Genomic DNA, 17,647 nt, shown 5'->3' with positions numbered 1-17,647 from the left:
TGTGGTTGTGGGCCGGATGCTTGGCTTTGCCGCCTCTCAGCTTCCGGTGTCGATCAAGTCGGAGATGACGACGAAGTCGCCTGCGTTGTCTTCTCCGGCATCGGGGTCCCATTTCATGAGGACAACGCCGTCTCGGGCGTCGTATTTCCCGACACCCAGCGAGGCGAACGCCTCATTGGGAAGTTCGATGGGTCCGAATCCGTCGATCGCCGCCTGCAAGGTCTCGTTGGTCAGGTTCGGTCCGGCCGCGGCAGCCAGTTGCACGAAGAGGTCGAATACGCGGCAATAGCCGCGTACCGGCGTAAACCAGTCGGTTTCGTCCTCCGGAAGCTGCTCGGTGGGGATCACCTCGATTCCCGATTGGCGCTCGAAGGCGTCAATGCAGTCTTCCGTCCGCTGGTTGACGTCATCGCCGGCGTATGGCGAGCCGAGGGTGTAGGCCTCGAAAAAGCTGGGGTCGCTCGAGCCTCCCAGCCCGTAGGAGAACGTGGAGAATTCCGCATTGAACAGCTTCACGTCGAGGCCGTTCTGGATGAGCTGTTCCACCCCGAAGACGTTGTCGCCATCGATAAAGACGGTGTTGATGTCGGCGTTCCGGTAGATCTCCGCGAAGGTCCGCCACACCGCCGCCCCGGCTTGGGTGTCGCCGGACGGCACATCGATCACCGTCCGCTCGGCGATTTCCACCCCGGCGGCTTCAAGGGCGGGGACGAGCACGTTGTCCACCAAATCCTGGCGTCCGGCACCGGAGTGTACGGCCACATTTCCGAGATCGGTGAGCAGGCCGGCCTTGTCCAATGCGGCCACAAATACCTCCAGCACCCGGTCGGTGGCGATTTCCAGGTGTACCCAGGGAGCATTGGCCCGGGCCCGATCTTCAGCGTTGAACGGGGCCCCGAGGAGCGCAGTGCTGTGGGTTTCGGTCACACAGATGTTTCCCGCCGGCACCCGGGTGAAAGGTCCCAAAACCGCAAACACCTGCTCGTCCTCGGTGAAGTAAACGCAGCCGGCCAGCGAGGTGTCGGTACCGAAGGGCAGGAACTTGTAGGTCACCGTCTCCACTATGCGACCGCAGATCCCCCCGTTGTCGTTCACCTCCTGGGCCAGGGCCTGGAGAATCACCTCATTGTCGCCTCGGTCGAGCTGAACGAGCCCCAGATTGCTCAGTTCCGCGTAGTCGATCTGGGGGGCACCGACCTTGATGGAGTCCGCGGTGACCCCGGTGGCGGTGGCGCTGAGTTCGCCTTCTCCCTGGCACGTCGGCTGGAAGATGGGATCGGAGATGGCCGCCGGTTCCTCGTCCGCTAGAGCGCCGTCCGAGGTCTCTGGACTGGCGGTGTCTTCGGTGGCTTCGTCCTCTGCGTCGCTTTCTGTGGGTTCAGTTGTGTCGCCGTCATCGCTGATGCCACCGTCTTCGGCTGTGCCGGTGTCTTCGGGCGCGGGGGCCTCGGCAGCCTGAGTCGGGGGTGGCGTGTCGGGGGCGGCGCTATCCCGATTGCTGGCCTCATGGCCGGAGTCGCCCCCAGCGCAGGCCGCAAGGAGCAGGCCGAAAACTGCGAAGAAAGTGAGCAGCTTTTTCATGTTTCCCCCTCGTTGAGAACAGTAGTCGGCGTGGGGAAATGGGCTTCTTCGGCTGAAGCGGTTGCCCCTGACCGGCGGATGGCCCGTTCGTCGGTGCCTAAGTAGGAGGCGATGACCGCGGGATCGGCACGAACCTCAGCGGGCGACCCCATCGCGATCACGCGGCCTGCTTCCAGACAGTAGATCCGGTGGCTGATCTGCATGATCATGGGCATGTCGTGCTCAATCACAAGCATGGCGGCGCCCAGTTGGTCTTTGATCGACAACAGCAGGGGGGCAAACGACTCGACTTCGCGCTGGGCCACCCCTCCAGTGGGCTCGTCCAGGCACAGCACTCGGGCCTCCAGAGCCAGCAGGCAGCCAAGTTCGACGATGCGACGGGTGCCGGTGGAGAGCTCCGAGGTGAACTTGTCGGCGTAGGGGCCGAGGCCGAGGAAGTCGGCGATGTCGTGGGCGTGGGCTCGCTGGGCCCGGTCGCGGCGATAGCCGTTGGGCAAATGGGCTACCGCGGTGGTGAACGAGGTTCGCCGGCGCGATTCCGCCGCCACTGCCAGGGTCTCGAGCACGGTCAGGTCGGGGAAAAGCCGAGACTGCTGAAACGCCCGGCCCAAACCGAGCGTCGCTCGCCGGTCGGCAGCCATCTTGTGGATGGGACGGCCTTCGAGCTCGATTCGACCAGAGCACGGGACGAACCCGCTTATGGCGTTCATAAGGGTGGTCTTGCCCGCCCCGTTGGTACCGATGAGGCCCACCACCTCTCCGGCGTGGACTCGGATCGATGCGTTGTCGACCGCGGTCAGGCCTCCGAATGCCACCGTCACCTCTTCTGCGACTAGCACCGGCCCGGTGGTGGTGGCAGCAGCGCCAGACCGGGACACGACGCTGGCCACCTGGCGTTTCGGTGGCGGCTCGGGTTCGGGAAGCCGGGCCGCGTACCAGCCCAGGAAACGGTCGCGTCCGGTAAGCACCACTTGGGCGAATCCGCCCGGGAAGTACATCAAGAGGACCAGCAGCCCGATGGAGGACGTCAAGAGCGGCACCAAGTCGTTGGCGGGCCAGACGGCGGGAAGGCCCACAATCCATAGGGCGCCGAGAATCGGTCCGACGACGGTTCCGGCGCCGCCGATCACCGCAATGGCGACAACCTGGATGGAGTGTTCGAGCTGGAACTTCTCGGTCAGCCCCACGGTCACGTACAGCCCGGCCAACAGCCCACCGCCGAGTCCGGCGATAACTCCCGATACCACAAACGCCTGGATTCCCGCCCGAGACGGCGAGATCGTGTAGGCCGACGCAGCAGTGCTGTTGTCTCGCACCGCCAGCCATCGGCGCCCAACCCCGGTGGCTCGCATTCTGGCCACCAGAACAATAACCACCACCAGGGCAATCAGCGAGAAGAAGTAGTACCTGCGTTGGTCGGTTAGATCGATAGGACCGGTGGTTCGGGGGAGAGAAACGGTGTAGGAACCCCCCGAGAAAAATGGTCGCCGCCAGAGAAATTGCTGTCCCAACAAGGCCAACGCCAGGGTGGCGATGGCGAGGTGGAAGCCCCGAATCCGCAACGCGCCCAACCCGATGACCACTGCGATGACGCCCGTTGCCGCCGCGCCCACCAGCAGGGCCAACAAGAAGTGGATGTCGGGCAGGGCCAGCGTGAACGATGCCCCGCCCAGGCCGACCCCGATATCGCGCCCGGCGACCAGAGCGGCGGTGGTCAGTCCGCCGATGCCGGCCAGCGCAGCCTGCCCCAGTGAGATCTGACCGGTCCACCCGGAGAGCACTACCAACGAGATCCCGATCAGGGCGAAAAGCAGCACTTCGCTGAACAGGAGCTGGCGCGATGCCAGCGTTATCAGGAAGGGGAGAATGGCCGCGCCCGCAATGAGCAGGCCAATTCCGATGCGGGAAGAGTGGCGGACCCACCAGAGGCGGGCCACCGCGTGGGGAAGCGGGCGGGTGGTGGGCACGAACGAGAACGACTCGTCACTGCCTGTGGGACGCCGGGTGGCCACCAGCGTGGTGGCGATGACGATCAGGAAGAGCGATCCGTCGTAGAGCCCCGCGGTGGTCGGCCAGTTGAAAACCAGGAGCGATCGGAGCAGCCCCAGGGCCACTCCGGCGATCATCGCCACTGGGAAATTGCGAAGCCGCCCGATGAGGGCCGCGGCCAGGACCTGGACCAAGGTGGCCGGCCCCAGTGATCGGAAGCCGCTGGGCTGACCGTTGATTCCCGCCACCAAGATCAACGCCACCGCGGCCAGCAGGCCCGCGATGATCCAGGTGATGGTCGAGATGATCTTGGGGCTGATGGCGGTGAGCCGGGCCAGGTCGGGGTTGGATGCTGCGGCCCGAATCGCCCGTCCTTGGGCCGTGCGCTGGAGGTAGTAGGTCAGGGCCACGGTGAGGACGGGAACAACAATGATCACGATCACCTCGACGCCTCGCACCCGGAGTCCGAATCTCTCCCAATCGCCGGATAACGCCACTGGGTATCGGTTCGCCATCGACACGTCGATGTCGGGCAGCGCCACTTGCAGCAGTTCGCAGAGCTGGGCGATTCCGATGGTGGCCACCAGGAGGATGACCCTCGGGGCGCGGAACAATCGGGTGATCACGGTGAGCTCCAGCGCGGCGGCGATCAGGCCGCCCGCCACCACCGAGATGATGGCCGCGGGCCAGAACGGCCAACCGTAGGTGAGCACCAACAGGGCCAGCAGGCTGGCCGACAGCACCCCGAGCGATCCCACCGCAAAGTTGATGACCCCGCTGGCCCGGTAGATCAGCACAATGCCCAAGGCCAGCAAGCCGATGAGCAAGCCGTCGATCACACCGAAGTAGACGATCTGGCTGGTGAGGGTGAAGGCCAGCATCAGCTTTCGTCCAGATCAGATTGCGGACTGGTAGCCGCGTCGCGGCCCAAGAACACGGCGCGGACCAAGTCGTCACGCTCCAGGAGAGTCTGGGCCGAACCGGTGAACCGCACATGGCCCTTCTCCATGAACACTGCACGATCGGCCAATGTCAGGGCGACATTGAGCGACTGCTCCACGATGATCATCGTCTGACCGGCGTCGCGGAGACGCTCGACCACCGCCAGCAGGTCTTGGACCACGACGGGAGCAAGGCCAAGGGAGAGCTCGTCGATGATGAGCACCTCCGGGTCGTGCATGATCACCCGGGCCAGGGCCAGCATCTGCTTCTGCCCGCCGCTGAGGTCGTGAGCCAACGCCTTGGGCCGCTGGGCGAGCACCGGGAACAGCTCGAATGCCCGATCCAGCCGCCCGGCGATGTCGGGCTTGGTGCCGGCGTCGCTGCGGATGACCGCCGCCGATGTCTCGAGGTTCTCGAGCACTGTGAGGTGGGGAAACACTCCTTGGCCGCCCGGCAGCAAGAAGATGCCCTCCCTTACCCGCTGCTCGGGCGACGCCAATGTCATGTTGCGACCGTTGAGCCGCACGACGCCCCGGGAGGGGATGCCCAAACCGGCGGCCACCCGCAGGGCCGTTGACTTGCCCGCCCCGTTGGTGCCGAGCAACGCCAGTGTCTCACCCCGGGCCACTTCGAGGTTCACGTCGAAGAGCACCTGCACCGGCCCGTAGGAGAAGTCGATGTTGTGAAGCGAGAGCACAGGGATGGAGTGGGGATCGGCCTTCATGCGGTCGCTCTCGGCCTTCTCCTCTCTGATCTCCTCGACCACCAGCGTTAGGTCGGCCCGGATGTGCCGGGATCCGTTGATCATGAACAAACCGCCGATGACCATGCCCGCGGGAACCACGGCCAGCAGGGCGGTGCGGGGCGAGGTGGCATCGGAGATCAGGCCCATCAAGATCGCTCCCCCGAGGCCCCCAACCCCGAAGACCAGCGACATGCCGATGGCTGAGCCCAGCGCCCGCATGCGATAGGGGTTGATGTGGGCCAGGGTTGGCCCCAGCAGCGAGAGGGCCGGAGCGGCAAACAGCGCTTTGAGTCCGGCCATCACTGCGAATGTGGCCGGTGATGGCATCAGCAGCTGGAGCACAGTGAAGAACGCCATCGGGAAGAAAAGCATCCCCAGCAGGGCCATTGCCCGCGGCGGGGTGCGGCGGTAGAAGGTGTCGTACCACTTGGCCACGAACGGGATCATGAACAGGGCGATCACGCCGGGAGTGTTGTTGGCCAGGGCCCGCTCAAACGGGCCGAGGTCGAAGCGTTCGTCGAGGTAGAGGTTCAGGAATAGCCCGTCGGAGATCAAGCTGAAGCCGATGGCCACTGCGCCCACGAACGCCCATTTGAGCGTGCGCACCTTGAAGAGCCGTTGGAAGGCGGCACCGAGCGATATGGGCCCCGGCTTCAAGTCGGTCAGCGCTTCGCCGACGGTGGCGCGCTGCTCGAATTGGCCCCGGGGCGGGTCGGTGAGGAACAAGATGGCTGCGCCGATGATCAGCGTCGGAAAGGACGCGGCAATAAAACCCCAGCGCCAGGCGTCGTCGCCGCCTATCAGCGAAACCAACCCGCCGACGGCCAGTGGCGCGATGAATGCGCCCGATCGTCCGGCCACGTCCTTGGCGGCATACACCCGGGCCCGAGCCTCGACCGGGTAGCTGTCGGCCATGATTGCGCCCTGCACCGGATGGGTCTGCGACCGCCCGAAGGCGATGGCGCAGTTCACTATGAAGAACCAGAGCGCGGTGGGCACGAACCCCAGCAGGAGGGTCATGGCCGACCAGAAGATGGTGGCCAGGGCCACCAATTTCGTCCGGTTGCTGTTGTCGGCGATCCGGGACAGCAGCAGACCGCCGGCCACGATGAACACGTTGCCTCCGGCGGTGATGGTGCCCAGCACTGCGTCGCTCACCCCGAGCGATTCCTGGACGTCGGGGCCGAGGAGGCCCAGTGCGCTGATTCCAAGGGCATCGGCAGCGTCAAGTGCCCCCAGCATGACGATGGTGGACACACCCCCGGCTGCGACAGCCTCTCGCAGCGAGAGTTCCTTGGCGCCGACGCCGGGAAGCTCGCTGTCGTCCAGAATCACCGGTTCCGAGGCCAGCTCCGCCTGGCGTTCGGCCTCCGCGGCCAGGATCTGATCGCTCAGGCCACTCGCTTCGGATGGGTCGGCGTGGTCCCCTGTAATTCCAGAGTGTGTCTGCTTTCTGCCGACTCGTCGCGGCATCCGGGACTCCTCAGTTCGGTCGGCGGCTCGCGGACTCCAGATCCCCGATGATAGGGCCAAAGTTGTTGTACACTGTATAATAGTTGATGAGGCGCCTCGTCAGACAGCATTTGGTGGCCTCAAGGAGAATCATGAGCCCCAGGCAGCCGAACGTGTTGTGGATCATGTGCGACGAACTGCGCTCAGACGCGGTCGGGGTTTACGGCAACGAATACGCGCCGATCGAGACACCCAACATCGACTCGATCGCCGAGGCAGGTGTGCGATTCGATCGGTTCTACGTCGACTCGCCGGTTTGCGTGTCGGCCCGGTCGGCGTACAAGTCCGGGCTGTTGCCGACGACCACTGGGATCTACCACAACCACGGTCGAGGCCTCGGGGCCGCGGTCCCGGTCGAGTCGTTCACCGAAGTCTTCACGCGGGCCGGCTACCACACGGTCAACCTCGGCAAGGAGCACGTCCCCGACACTCTCCTCGGGTTCGAACGATCAGAGTACGACGGCGCCGACCAGTTTGAGCTGATGATCGCCACCGGTGAGAACCGCGACCGGCTCGGGCTGATTACCGAGGGGGTGAGCATGAACGCCGCGACCTGGCCAGACGATCTAGCCTTCCCGGCGCGGCGTCTCACCGACAATGCGTTGAACTGGCTTGAGCAGGAAAGACCGACCGACCAGCCCTGGCTGCTGCGAGTTAGCTTCCTCCAACCCCATACGCCGGTTGTCGTGCCGGAACCGTGGGCGTCGAGGTACGACGACGCACCCTGGCCCGACTCGTTCGACGCATTTGGCCCAACGGAGGGGCTCTCGGAATTCGAGCGGGTCTTCGGGCAGGTTCCACCCCGCGACCTCACACCGGAACAGATCGTCGCCGCCCAGTCCCGCTACCACGGCCTTGTGAACTGGATCGACGACCAGATCGGAGAGATCTTGACGGCGCTGCACCGCCAGGGGCTGCGAGGGGACACGATCGTTGTGTTCAGCAGCGACCACGGCGCACACCTGGGCGAGCTCGGCGGGGCCTACTCAAAGCAGATGTTCTCGCCTTGGTCGCACCGCGTTCCCTTCCTGTTGTCGTGGCCCGGCGAGCTGGATGCAGGCGGGGTGAATCGAGAGCTCGCTTCCGGGGTTGACCTCGGTCCGACGCTGCTGGACCTGTGCGGCCTCGAAGCCCGGGTGGGCGACGGGCGGTCGCTGGTATCCGGTGACGAGCCGGATCACCTCATTTCGGCCATCGGGTACGGACTCCCGGGAATGGCCGCAATGGCTGCCATCGGCGTGGGCTACTGGACCGGCGGTGGCGGCTGGCCGCAGCGCTTCTGTGTCCGCACCAGCCGTTGGCGCTACGACCGCTCCACCCGGCGGGACGGTAAGACGCTCCCACCAGACGAGTTTGACGCGTTCCTGGCCGACTGCAACGCAGATGCCCGGGAGGGGCACAACGTGATCAACGAACATGCGACCATTGCCAGCGAATTCGAGGCCATCGTGGCCGCGACCTACGCGACGGCACCGCAGACGGTTACCGATGACTGGCAGAACGCACTTTGACGGAAAGGATCGGCGATGACTGAGATTGGGATCTTGCTGGATTCGGCGGACGCCACGGAGATCGCGGCAACCGTCCGGAGCGGAGCTGTGGATCCGGTCGAATTGGCAGAAGCCGCGATTGGACGGATCGAGGAGCGAAATCCTGAGATCAATGCGGTGATCGCCAAGTGTTACGACGCGGCGTTGGACAGCGCCCGCAACGTGGATCGGGATGCGCCGTTCGCGGGCGTTCCGTTTGTAGTGAAGGACTGTCGAGCCCAACTGGCCGGCGTTCCCGAGACGTGGGGTTCGAGGTTGATGACGGGCGCTGTTCCCGACGAGGACAGTGAGTTGACCAAGCGTTATCGGGCGGCGGGGTTTGTGATTCTCGGGGTCACGAACATGCCGGAGATGGGCAAGATGGGCACAACGGAGCCGGCCGCCTATGGACCGACACGCAACCCGTACAATCTCGGCAGGTCGCCGGGCGGTTCGTCGGGGGGCACGGGCGCCGCGGTGGCGTCGGGCATGGTGCCCATCGGCCACGGCAACGATGGCGGCGGGTCGATCCGCGTGCCGTCGGCCGCGTGCGGTCTCTTTGGATTGAAGCCGAGCAGGGGTCGGGTGACAGGACATCCTGGGCCCACGATGATGTCGTATCCGATGGGGATCGACCATGTGCTGACGCGCTCGGTTCGGGATTCGGCCCATGTACTCGACCTGACGGCGGGGCCGGTTCCGGGCGACCCCTATGAGATCTCCTCGCCGACGGAATCGTGGCTGTCGTCGGTCGAGGCGGAGACTGGTCCGCTGCGGATCGGCGTTGCCAGCCACTCGATGGAAGGGCCTGCATTCCACCCGATGTGTGCTGCGGCCCTCCAGCGTGCGGCCGGATGCCTGGAGGGGATGGGTCACCACTTGGAAGTAGCAGACTTGCCGGTAGAGCCCGGCCTTCTGGCGACCTTGGGCGGGTTGATGGCCGCCGCGACCAAGGTGATGATCGACGACCGGCTCGCCGAGCTCGGCCGCGGGCTCGAAGACGACGACCTTGAGCCGTTCACTCGCTACTTATACGACCTCGCGATTGGATTCGACGGCGCTGATGTCATCCGAGGACTTCAGTCCGCCGAGCTGATCGGACGCAAGGCGGCAACCTACTTCGAGCGGTTCGACATCTTCCTGTCGCCGACCATCAGAACGGTCGTTCCCGAGCTCGGCGTATATGACACGAGCAACGTCGACGCGTTGCTGCCGATCGCCTCAACGCCCGCGAGCGAGACCGCTGTCTTCAATGTCGGCGGGCAGCCGGCGGCGTCGGTGCCCATGGGCTATGACGAGGCCGGTGTGCCGCTGGGCGTTCAGGTCGCGGCACCCTTCGGCCGCGAAGACCTGGTCTTGGCTGTATCACGGCAGCTGGAAGAAGCGGCTCCGTGGTCGACGGCGGCCGTGTGGCCGGCCCGGCCAGCTGCGTCGTCGTGAGGTCGCGAGCCGGCCGCTAGCCAGAAGGGAAAACGGCGTCGAGGATCGCGTTGATCGCCATGTGGAACGCGGCGTCATGGTGATCGAAGTCCGTCAGCCCTCGCCACGCACCTTCCGACAGAGCATCTGGAGCCAGCCCGTCGGCTGCTCTCTCCGGTCGTCGCATTTCTACCGTGGTGAAGCCTGAGACCACCGCGAGGAACGAGACGGTGGCGACGCCGGCGTCAATACCGTCCACGCCTGCGGCCTCCATCTCCGATGCGATCGCCACCGCGAGCGGACGGACCAACTGGTGCTCGGCCCCGATCTCGAACGCGAGGATGGCAACCGATGCGCTCTTGGCGATGGCCGCCCGCGCTCGATGGACTCCATCGGCCACCCGAGCGCGAGGTGTACTGCCCTTGAGCTGGACCCCTGCGATCTCTTCCGCCTTCTGCGCGACCATCGCGGACAAAAGGCTCTCGCGATTTCCGACGTGCCAGTAGACGGTGTTCGGGTTCACCCCGAGCCTCGCGCTCAGCTGTCGCATGGTGAGTGCCGCGGGACCTTCTGACTCGACGATGCGAATGGCTTCGGCCACGATCTCATCGCGGTCAAGCCCAGCTCGTGGATGCGGCTTACGCGACGACATCACATCGAATGGTACCGTCGAGGGCGATGCATGTTTCTGACCCGCCGATTCTGCTGACTGATGTGCTCGACGATGTCGGGGCTGCGATCAAGCTGCTGGCCCAAGAGGCCCCCTATGTGCCGTTGGGAGGTTGGTACAACCCTGGGGCTGATCCCCACGCTCGCACCCGTCCGCTTTGGTTCCGGGACGACTGGGTGAACGAGACCATCGCCGTGCCGGGGTCGGAGGTGTTTTTGGACAATCCGGCCTACATCGACTCGGCCAAGGCGTTCTACCGCGCCGAGATCGTGGAACCCCACAGCGTGTACGTGAACCAGATGATGGCCATTCCCCAAGCAGGGCCGGCTCATACCGACAACCCCCGCTTCGCGGGCCGCGACCGCACCAATACCCCGATGTGGCTGCTCAGGGCCATGCTGTGGTCGGGCCTGTTCGAAGACCTGTCGTTCCCGCAGGCCACCGCCATTTGGTGGCTCAACGATGTGGACGGTGGCGGTATCCGCTACTGGCCCTACGGTCCCGACCAACCGCCCGAGGAGCATGTGGGCAACATGGCCAACACCGCGCTCATGGGCGACAACCACGGCATGTTCCACCAGGTCAACGCCATCGGCCCGTTCGATATCGGCACGCCCATGGTCACTCCGATGGCTGAGTTTGCCCCGGCGGGCAGCCCCGACGGCGACTGGGTGGTCACCGACCACGGCGAGGAGGTCTACCGCACGCCGCTGGCCGACGTCCGGATCAGCGTGCTGTGGAAGGCCGATGTGTACATCGACGCCGACCACAAGAACAGACTGGCCTCCAATCCCCTGAGCCGCGACGACATCGCCGCCCGCTTCAACGCCGACCTGGAGGAGCGGGGGATCGACGCTCGCTTCGACCCCAACCGCATCGACGACGATCCCGACCACGCGGCCACGATCGCCGAGCACTACCCCGAGGCCCGCCCCATGGACGCGCTGCCCTCGGTGTTCGACTACTGATCAGCCTCCGCTTTGGCGTCAGCCCAGATCGGAGAGGCGCACCAGCTTTGTGGTGATCTCCGGGATCGACTCGTGCTCCACGAATCGCAGCCCCATCACGCCATGGTCGCGGTCCGCGGGGTCGACCCAGACGCCCGACGCCGGCTTCTCAGCCGCCACCACCAGCCGCACCACTCCGTCGGCGTCGGACTCGACGTCTTGGGACGATGCGTAGCCCTGGCCGGTGAAGTAGTTGGCCAGATTCTCCATCCAGTGGTTGCACAGCTGGAAGTTCCACTGGCGGCACACCGGGGGCTTGAACTCCACTATCAGCGCCTCGCCCTCGCCGATGCGCCAATAGCCGAACTCGAAGTGGCGGTCGTCGGGGGAGCCGCCCACCCGGAGATAGTGCTCGGTGGTGAGCTGTAACTGGTTCTCTTCCTTGAGCAGCGTGTCGGTCCAGTCGGAGTAGTCGGACTGCACCGAGAGCACCATCTGGGCCGCGATGGCCAGCCGTTTCGACATCTCGGCCGCGTCCGGCGTGTGAATCACCGGGGTGGGTTCGAGGGGCTCGATCATCAGCCGAGGCGCCGACTGAGCGTCGCGGTCGTCGTAGACGATTCGCATCATCAGCTCTCGGGTCTCCGGCGCAACAGCCATCCAGTTGTCGACGCCGGGATCGTCCACCGAAAGCACGAAATCGACGTTTCCGGCGCCGTCGGTGAACTCGTCGAGCAGGGCGGTGAACGGCGTTTGCGACCAGCTCGGGTTGAACTCCTCCAGCACGGCGACAGCCCGCTCGCCCACTGATTCCACCCCGACCCAGTCGGGCACCTTCGGCGTCCATGCCGACATGTGGACGTAGGGGGCCGAGCCCCGCTGGCCGGTGACCCGGTACTGCTTGGTGGAGTCGATGTGCTGGACCACATGATCCTGGTCGGGCGACTGGACCCCCTGGCCGCCTTTCATGGGGGCTGGGATGATCCAAATCGACGTCTTCTCCATCGGGGGGAGGCTCTCGATGCAGCGCATATAGGCCATCAACGACATGCGGGTCAGGTAGCGGAATCCCTCCACCCGGTCTTGTTCGTTGGCGTCGGGAGTGCGTTCGACCACCACTTGGCCCGCGGCTCGCAGCGTGTCGCAGAAGTCGTTCCACGCCTCACCGGTCATCAAGCGCTCGCGTGCGGCTACTTCATTAGTCATGGTGGACCCTTCCTCAAGCTCCCGCTCACTCTAAGCGGCCCGAGAGCGATAGAAAGAAGCATCGGAGGTACCCCATGAAGCTCGCGTTCAAGACCATGCCCCAGAACATCGAGTGGTCGGTCATGTTGGAGACCTGGCGGGAGCTCGACGCCGATCCCCGTTACGAGTCGGCCTGGGTATTCGATCACTTCTATCCCATCTACGGCGGCGAGGAGGGCCCATGTCTGGAGGCGTGGGTGACCCTGAGCGCGCTGGCCCAGGCCACCGAACGCATCCGGATCGGGTCGATGGTCAACGCCGCCCCCTACCGGCATCCCGGGCTTTGCGCGGCCATGGCCTCGTCGCTCGACATCGTGTCGGGCGGCCGGCTGGACCTGGGGCTCGGCGCCGGCTGGAACGAGGTGGAGGCCGGGGCGTATGGGATCAGCCTCGCCGAGCGTTTCGACCGGTTCGAGGAGTATCTGGAGTGCGTGGTCTCGCTGCTCGGCCAGCCGATCACCAACTTCGATGGCCGCTACTACACCCTCACCAACGCCCGCAATGAGCCCAAAGGCCCCCAGCAGCCCACCCCTCCCATCGTCATCGGCGGTGCCGGCCCCCGCCGGACCATGCCTTTAGTGGCAAAGTGGGCCGACCACTGGAACTTCCCCGGCGGCGAGGTGGCGAAGTTCGCCGAGGTCAAGGCCCGACTGGTCGAGTGCTGCGAGGAGATCGGCCGCGACCCCGCCGAGATCACCACCTCCACCCACCTCATCTACCGAGCCGAAGACCCCATCGACAACGTCATCACCCAAGCCGAGCAGTTCAAAGCCGCCGGCCTAGACCTAGCCATCCTCTACCCCTTCTCACCGGTAGAACCCGCCTCCGTCCACGACATGGCCGACGCTCTGGAGAAACTTGTCGAGGCTGGCTGAACAGGAGTGGTGTCTATCTTTGGCGGGCGTCCACGACTCGGGCGGGGCCGTTCCACGCGATCATCTGGGCATCTGTGGTGACCAGTTGGCTGTTTGTGAGTATGGCGGTGGCCATGATGAACCGGTCGGCGGGGTCCTTTTCGTCCCATTCCCTACGAAGCTGAACGGCGCGGGTGGCGATATTTCCGTCAATGGGGATGATGATCACCTGGTCTTCCGCAAGACGATCCATGAACAAGGCAAGATCCGTTTGGAGCTTCCCCTTGTCGGCTTGCTCCCCGATTTCCCAGATTGTGGCCGCGCTGATGGCAGCCTCACCTCGCCGCTGCGAATCGACAACAAAATCTCGGGTGCTCCGAGAGACCTCTTCTGTGCCCAACTCGTAAGTGACGCGCAGGACCACATTGGTGTCCAGGATGATCATGTCTGTCGGTCACCGCTCTCGGCCATGTACTTGCTGTAGTTCACTGAGCGCTCCCAGCTGGCGTCCATCTGCTCCTCCCAGTCGTCGTCACAGGCGCCGAGGTTGTCGATGTCGACTCCGTCGGGAATTTGAATGATGTCTGCGTAGCGGCCCTCGAACGACGGCACCAGGTATTTGGGCGGCAGGATATGGGCCACCACTTTGCCGTTCTTGGTGAGCGTGATTTCTTTGTACTGCTCGCCGAGTTCGTCGAGGAGTTCGGCGAGGTTGGCCCGGAACTTGCTTACCGGAACGCTGAGCACCTCGATTGCGAATTTCGATGAGTCGGTTTGACCGGTGTAATCGGAAGCCATGACCCCAGATTGTACAAAGCGTACAAACTACGGCAACAGCATTTTTTGTGGGTCGTCGGGTACAGTCCGGTCCGTGTCGGATGGGGGTGCGATAACCGACGAGGCCATTGCTCGGCTGCGGGCTCGGATTGGGATTGCTCAGCCGCATCCTCAGCCTCCTTGGTATCGCGAGCCCAATACCGACGCGTTTCGCCAGGTGGCGGAAGCTTTCGGCGACGACAACCCGCTGTGGTGCGATCCCGACTATGGGGCAGGCACCGTGTGGGGCGGGCCGATCTCGTCGCCCAACATGAATGGCGGCGACACGCTCATCGGGGAGAACGAGGTTGATAAGCTCGACTCCGACACCAAGGCGCTGCTCAAGGGCGACCCGCTCAAGGGCGCCCACGCCTATTACTCGGGCAGCTATCGGGAGTGGTGGGGGCCGCTGCGCCCAGGGATGCGGGTCACCCGGCGAAATGCCCTGGTGGGCGTGCACGACAAGTCCAGCGAGTTCGCGGCCCGCACCGTGCACGAGTGGACGGCGGAGGTGTTTGCCACCCAGGGGGCGGTGCTGTCGGCCCAGTATCGGCTGATGATCCGCACCGACCGCCGGGCGGTGGAGCGCAAGGCCGACGAGGGCAAGGGGAAGTACAGCGACATCGAGATCGAGCCCTACACCGATGAGCAGATCGCCGAGATCACCGAGGCGGTGAGCACCGAGCCCGAGCGCCGGCGAGGGGCTGAGCCTCGCTGGTGGGAAGACGTGGAGGAGGGCGACGAGCTGCCGCCGCTGGTCAAGGGGCCGATGCGGGTCACCGACATGGTGGTGTGGCACACCGGCATGGGCATGGGCCTCTACGGGGTCAAGGCACTGCGGCTCGGAGTGCAGCAGCGCCAGCGGGTGCCGGGGTTCTTCCGGCCGGACGACCTCAACATTCCCGATGTCCAACAGCGGGTCCACTGGGATCCCGAGTGGGCCCGGCGGGCGGGCAACCCGGCCATCTACGACTACGGCCGGATGCGCGAGACCTGGCTGGTGCATCTGTGCACCGACTGGATGGGCGACGACGCCTGGCTGGCCTCCCTCGACGTGGAGTTCCGCCGGTTCAACTATGTGGGCGACACCCACTGGATGCGGGGCACGGTTACCCGCAAGTACCGCAACGACGAAGGCGTCCCCGCCGTCGACCTCGACATCTACGGCGAGAACCAGCGGGGTGAGGTCACCTGCCCGGGTCACGCCACGATCCTTTTGCCGAGCCGGGAGCACGGTCCGGTGAGGTTGCCCACGCCGCCGGGAGGGGCGACCACCGCAGCGGAGACGCTGGATGCGCTCGTCGAGCGGTTCGAGGCGATGTCGGCAGAATGAACTCCGAGCGGCTGCCGATCGACTCATCGAGCAGCGATGATGAGATCCGCGCCGCGGTCGCCGATTGGGTGGCCGAGCACGTCCCCCAATCGTGGCGTGACGCCGCCCCCGGTGGGCGGCGGGCCATCCGGGAAGTAAGGCCACGGAAGGACTACGAGGCCTGGTACCCCACGTTTGCCGCTTCCGGGCTGGCGGTGACCACCTGGCCGGTGGAATACGGGGGCCTCGACTTGCCGCCGGCCAAGGCCCGGGTGGCCGAAGCAGTGATTGCCCCGCTCAACCTGGGGCGACTGAATCCGCTCGGATTGCACAACACGGCCCCGGCGCTGTTCGCCCACGGCACCGAGGAGCAGCGCCTGCGCTTTCTTCCCCCCATGGTGGCCAACCAAGAGCGGTGGTGCCAGATGTTCAGCGAACCCGGCGCTGGCTCCGATCTGGCCTCGCTGGCCATGCGGGCTGAACGAGACGGAGATGAGTGGATTCTCACCGGCCAGAAGGTGTGGAGCACGTGGGCCCACGAGTCGGAGTTCGCCATCTGTCTGGCCCGCACCGATCCCACCGTCCCCAAGCGCCGGGGGATTACCTACTTCCTGGTCGACTTGTCGTCGCCCGGGGTCGAGGTGCGTCCCCTGCGCCACATCGGTGGTGAGATCGACTTCAACGAGGTGTGGCTTGAGGAGGTCCGGGTGCCCGACTTCTACCGGGTGGGCACTGCGGGCGACGGGTGGCGGGTGGCCGGGGCCACCCTGGCCGGCGAGCGCCAGATGGTGGCCGGGGCTGGCTCGGGCGGCGTCGACCGCATAGGCGGCGGGGGAATCGACAGCCTCCTAAATCAGGCACAACAGGATGGCATCGGCCCGGTGGAGCGCGACCGCCTCATGCGGCTCTATTCCGAGGAGAAGATTCGGGCGTGGACCAACGACCGCGTTCGAGCCACGATCAAGGCCGGAGGCACGCCAGGGCCGGCGGCGTCGATCGGCAAGGTGCAACAAAGCCAGATCAACCAGGCACTCCAGCTGGCCGCTGCGGATCTGGCGGGCATGGGATCGGTGGCCTGGATGCCCGGCGATCCGTCCGAAGAGCAAGATTCTATCGAAGCCTGGGCTGCTCACATGCCCTATGCCTCCAAGGGCATGCTGCGAAGCAGGGCCAATACCATCGAGGGGGGCACCACTGAGGTCAACAAGAACGTGATCGGCGAGAAAGTGCTCGGCCTCCCCCGTGAGCCCGACCCCTACCACGCCCTAGCCTGGCAGGACGTCCCCAGATAGCTGGGAAGAAAGGGAGCGACATCCATGTTCAATCTTGACGGCAAAACCGCGCTGGTCACGGGCGCGGGGCAGAATGTCGGCGCGGGGGTGGCCCACACGCTGGCGTCTCAGGGGGCCCACGTGCTGGTCAACGACATCGTTGCCGACCGGGCCGGTGAAGTGTCCGATGAGATCGCGTCTGCCAGCCACTCCGCTGAGGCGCTGCCCTTCGACGTGACCGACGGCGATGCGGTGCGGGCGGCGATTGCTGATCGGCCCATCGACATTTTGGTCAACAATGCCGGCAATGGGGGGGCCGAATTAATGCAGGTCAAGCCCTTCGCCGAGACCGAGCCCACAGACTGGGCCGGACCACTGGCCGTCAACCTCGATGGAGTCATGAACTGCACCCACGCCGTTCTGCCCGGGATGATCGAGCGGGGCTGGGGCCGGGTCATCGGCGTGGTGTCGGGGGCGGGGACCGTGGGCGTGAACATCGGCGTGGCGGCCTACTCGGCCGGCAAGGGCGGCGCAGCCGGGCTGCTCCGCTCGGTGGCGCTCGAGGTGGCCCGAACGGGGGTCACCGTGAACTCCATAGCCCTAGGGCTGATGTCGAACACCGGCGACACTGGTGTCACCGATCAGTTGGCCAGGGCCATCCCCACCCGGCGACTGGGCACCCCCGAAGACGTCGCCGCCCTGTGTGCCTACCTCGCTTCCGAGGAAGCCTCCTGGATGACCGCCCAGACCATCCCCTTAGCTGGCGGCTCCATCACCAGCTGACCCCACAGGCGTGCCCAAGGCCGGGCGGCTGT

14 protein-coding genes are annotated in these 17,647 nt (G+C 65.4%); 7 read left to right on the top strand and 7 right to left on the bottom strand.

Annotated elements, in window-relative coordinates:
• Window positions 1–36 precede the first annotated feature (36 nt).
• From ACOGJC_RS04690 to ACOGJC_RS04680, 3 genes are read right to left on the bottom strand one after another with little or no spacing between them, the layout of a single operon-like run.
• On the bottom strand, window positions 37–1,581 hold the full coding sequence (locus ACOGJC_RS04690; protein ID WP_419847349.1) for a hypothetical protein: 1,545 nt from the start codon (window positions 1,579–1,581) through the stop codon (window positions 37–39).
• On the bottom strand, window positions 1,578–4,451 hold the full coding sequence (locus tag ACOGJC_RS04685) for an ABC transporter permease subunit (protein WP_419847348.1): 2,874 nt from the start codon (window positions 4,449–4,451) through the stop codon (window positions 1,578–1,580). Before ACOGJC_RS04685 ends, ACOGJC_RS04690 begins: the two co-directional genes overlap by 4 nt.
• The gene (locus ACOGJC_RS04680; protein ID WP_419847347.1) at window positions 4,451–6,730 is read right to left on the bottom strand and encodes an ATP-binding protein; all 2,280 of its coding nucleotides are present in this window, start codon (window positions 6,728–6,730) and stop codon (window positions 4,451–4,453) included. Before ACOGJC_RS04680 ends, ACOGJC_RS04685 begins: the two co-directional genes overlap by 1 nt.
• Window positions 6,731–6,861: 131 nt before the next feature.
• Here ACOGJC_RS04680 and ACOGJC_RS04675 point away from each other — a divergent pair, with 131 nt between their 5' ends.
• Together ACOGJC_RS04675 and ACOGJC_RS04670 are read left to right on the top strand one after the other, a co-directional pair.
• Window positions 6,862–8,280, top strand: a complete 1,419-nt coding sequence (locus ACOGJC_RS04675; RefSeq protein WP_419847346.1) for a sulfatase — start codon at window positions 6,862–6,864, stop codon at window positions 8,278–8,280.
• 15 nt (window positions 8,281–8,295) lie between these two features.
• Window positions 8,296–9,738, top strand: a complete 1,443-nt coding sequence (locus tag ACOGJC_RS04670; RefSeq protein WP_419847345.1) for an amidase — start codon at window positions 8,296–8,298, stop codon at window positions 9,736–9,738.
• Between the two features lie 16 nt (window positions 9,739–9,754).
• Here the strand turns inward: ACOGJC_RS04670 and ACOGJC_RS04665 are convergent, their stop codons facing one another.
• Window positions 9,755–10,318, bottom strand: coding sequence for a TetR/AcrR family transcriptional regulator (locus ACOGJC_RS04665; protein ID WP_419847344.1), 564 nt, complete (start codon window positions 10,316–10,318; stop codon window positions 9,755–9,757).
• Window positions 10,319–10,395: 77 nt separating this feature from the next.
• On the opposite strand from ACOGJC_RS04665, the gene ACOGJC_RS04660 reads away from it, so the two are divergent.
• On the top strand, window positions 10,396–11,355 hold the full coding sequence (locus tag ACOGJC_RS04660; RefSeq protein WP_419847343.1) for a hypothetical protein: 960 nt from the start codon (window positions 10,396–10,398) through the stop codon (window positions 11,353–11,355).
• A gap of 18 nt (window positions 11,356–11,373) precedes the next feature.
• Here ACOGJC_RS04660 and ACOGJC_RS04655 read toward each other — a convergent pair whose 3' ends face one another.
• Entirely contained in the window at window positions 11,374–12,540 is a 1,167-nt protein-coding gene (locus ACOGJC_RS04655; protein ID WP_419847342.1) for a hypothetical protein, read from the bottom strand.
• Between the two features lie 74 nt (window positions 12,541–12,614).
• Here ACOGJC_RS04655 and ACOGJC_RS04650 point away from each other — a divergent pair, with 74 nt between their 5' ends.
• On the top strand, window positions 12,615–13,454 hold the full coding sequence (locus tag ACOGJC_RS04650; protein WP_419847341.1) for a TIGR03560 family F420-dependent LLM class oxidoreductase: 840 nt from the start codon (window positions 12,615–12,617) through the stop codon (window positions 13,452–13,454).
• 13 nt (window positions 13,455–13,467) lie between these two features.
• Here ACOGJC_RS04650 and ACOGJC_RS04645 read toward each other — a convergent pair whose 3' ends face one another.
• Both ACOGJC_RS04645 and ACOGJC_RS04640 read right to left on the bottom strand, forming a co-directional pair.
• Window positions 13,468–13,878 (bottom strand): PIN domain-containing protein, encoded by a 411-nt coding sequence (locus tag ACOGJC_RS04645; protein WP_419847340.1) that lies wholly within the window; start codon window positions 13,876–13,878, stop codon window positions 13,468–13,470.
• Window positions 13,875–14,231: a type II toxin-antitoxin system Phd/YefM family antitoxin gene (locus tag ACOGJC_RS04640; protein WP_419847339.1), complete on the bottom strand. Its 357-nt coding sequence runs from the start codon at window positions 14,229–14,231 to the stop codon at window positions 13,875–13,877. Before ACOGJC_RS04640 ends, ACOGJC_RS04645 begins: the two co-directional genes overlap by 4 nt.
• A 73-nt stretch (window positions 14,232–14,304) precedes the next feature.
• Here ACOGJC_RS04640 and ACOGJC_RS04635 point away from each other — a divergent pair, with 73 nt between their 5' ends.
• Genes ACOGJC_RS04635 through ACOGJC_RS04625 form a run of 3 tightly spaced genes read left to right on the top strand, consistent with a single transcriptional unit; the run spans window position 14,305 to window position 17,615 of the window.
• A complete protein-coding gene (locus ACOGJC_RS04635) occupies window positions 14,305–15,582 on the top strand; it encodes a hypothetical protein (RefSeq protein ID WP_419847338.1) in 1,278 nt (425 codons plus the stop codon).
• Window positions 15,579–16,853, top strand: coding sequence for an acyl-CoA dehydrogenase family protein (locus ACOGJC_RS04630; RefSeq protein ID WP_419847337.1), 1,275 nt, complete (start codon window positions 15,579–15,581; stop codon window positions 16,851–16,853). Before ACOGJC_RS04635 ends, ACOGJC_RS04630 begins: the two co-directional genes overlap by 4 nt.
• 24 nt (window positions 16,854–16,877) lie before the next feature.
• The gene (locus ACOGJC_RS04625) at window positions 16,878–17,615 is read left to right on the top strand and encodes an SDR family NAD(P)-dependent oxidoreductase (protein WP_419847336.1); all 738 of its coding nucleotides are present in this window, start codon (window positions 16,878–16,880) and stop codon (window positions 17,613–17,615) included.
• The last annotated feature ends 32 nt before the right edge of the window (window positions 17,616–17,647 follow it).

The sequence above is a fragment of the Candidatus Poriferisocius sp. genome (assembly GCF_965204015.1).
Taxonomy (GTDB): domain Bacteria; phylum Actinomycetota; class Acidimicrobiia; order Acidimicrobiales; family Bin134; genus Poriferisocius.
The sequence above is the reverse complement of the archived record's forward strand: the minus strand, read 5'-3'. Positions and strand labels throughout refer to the sequence as shown.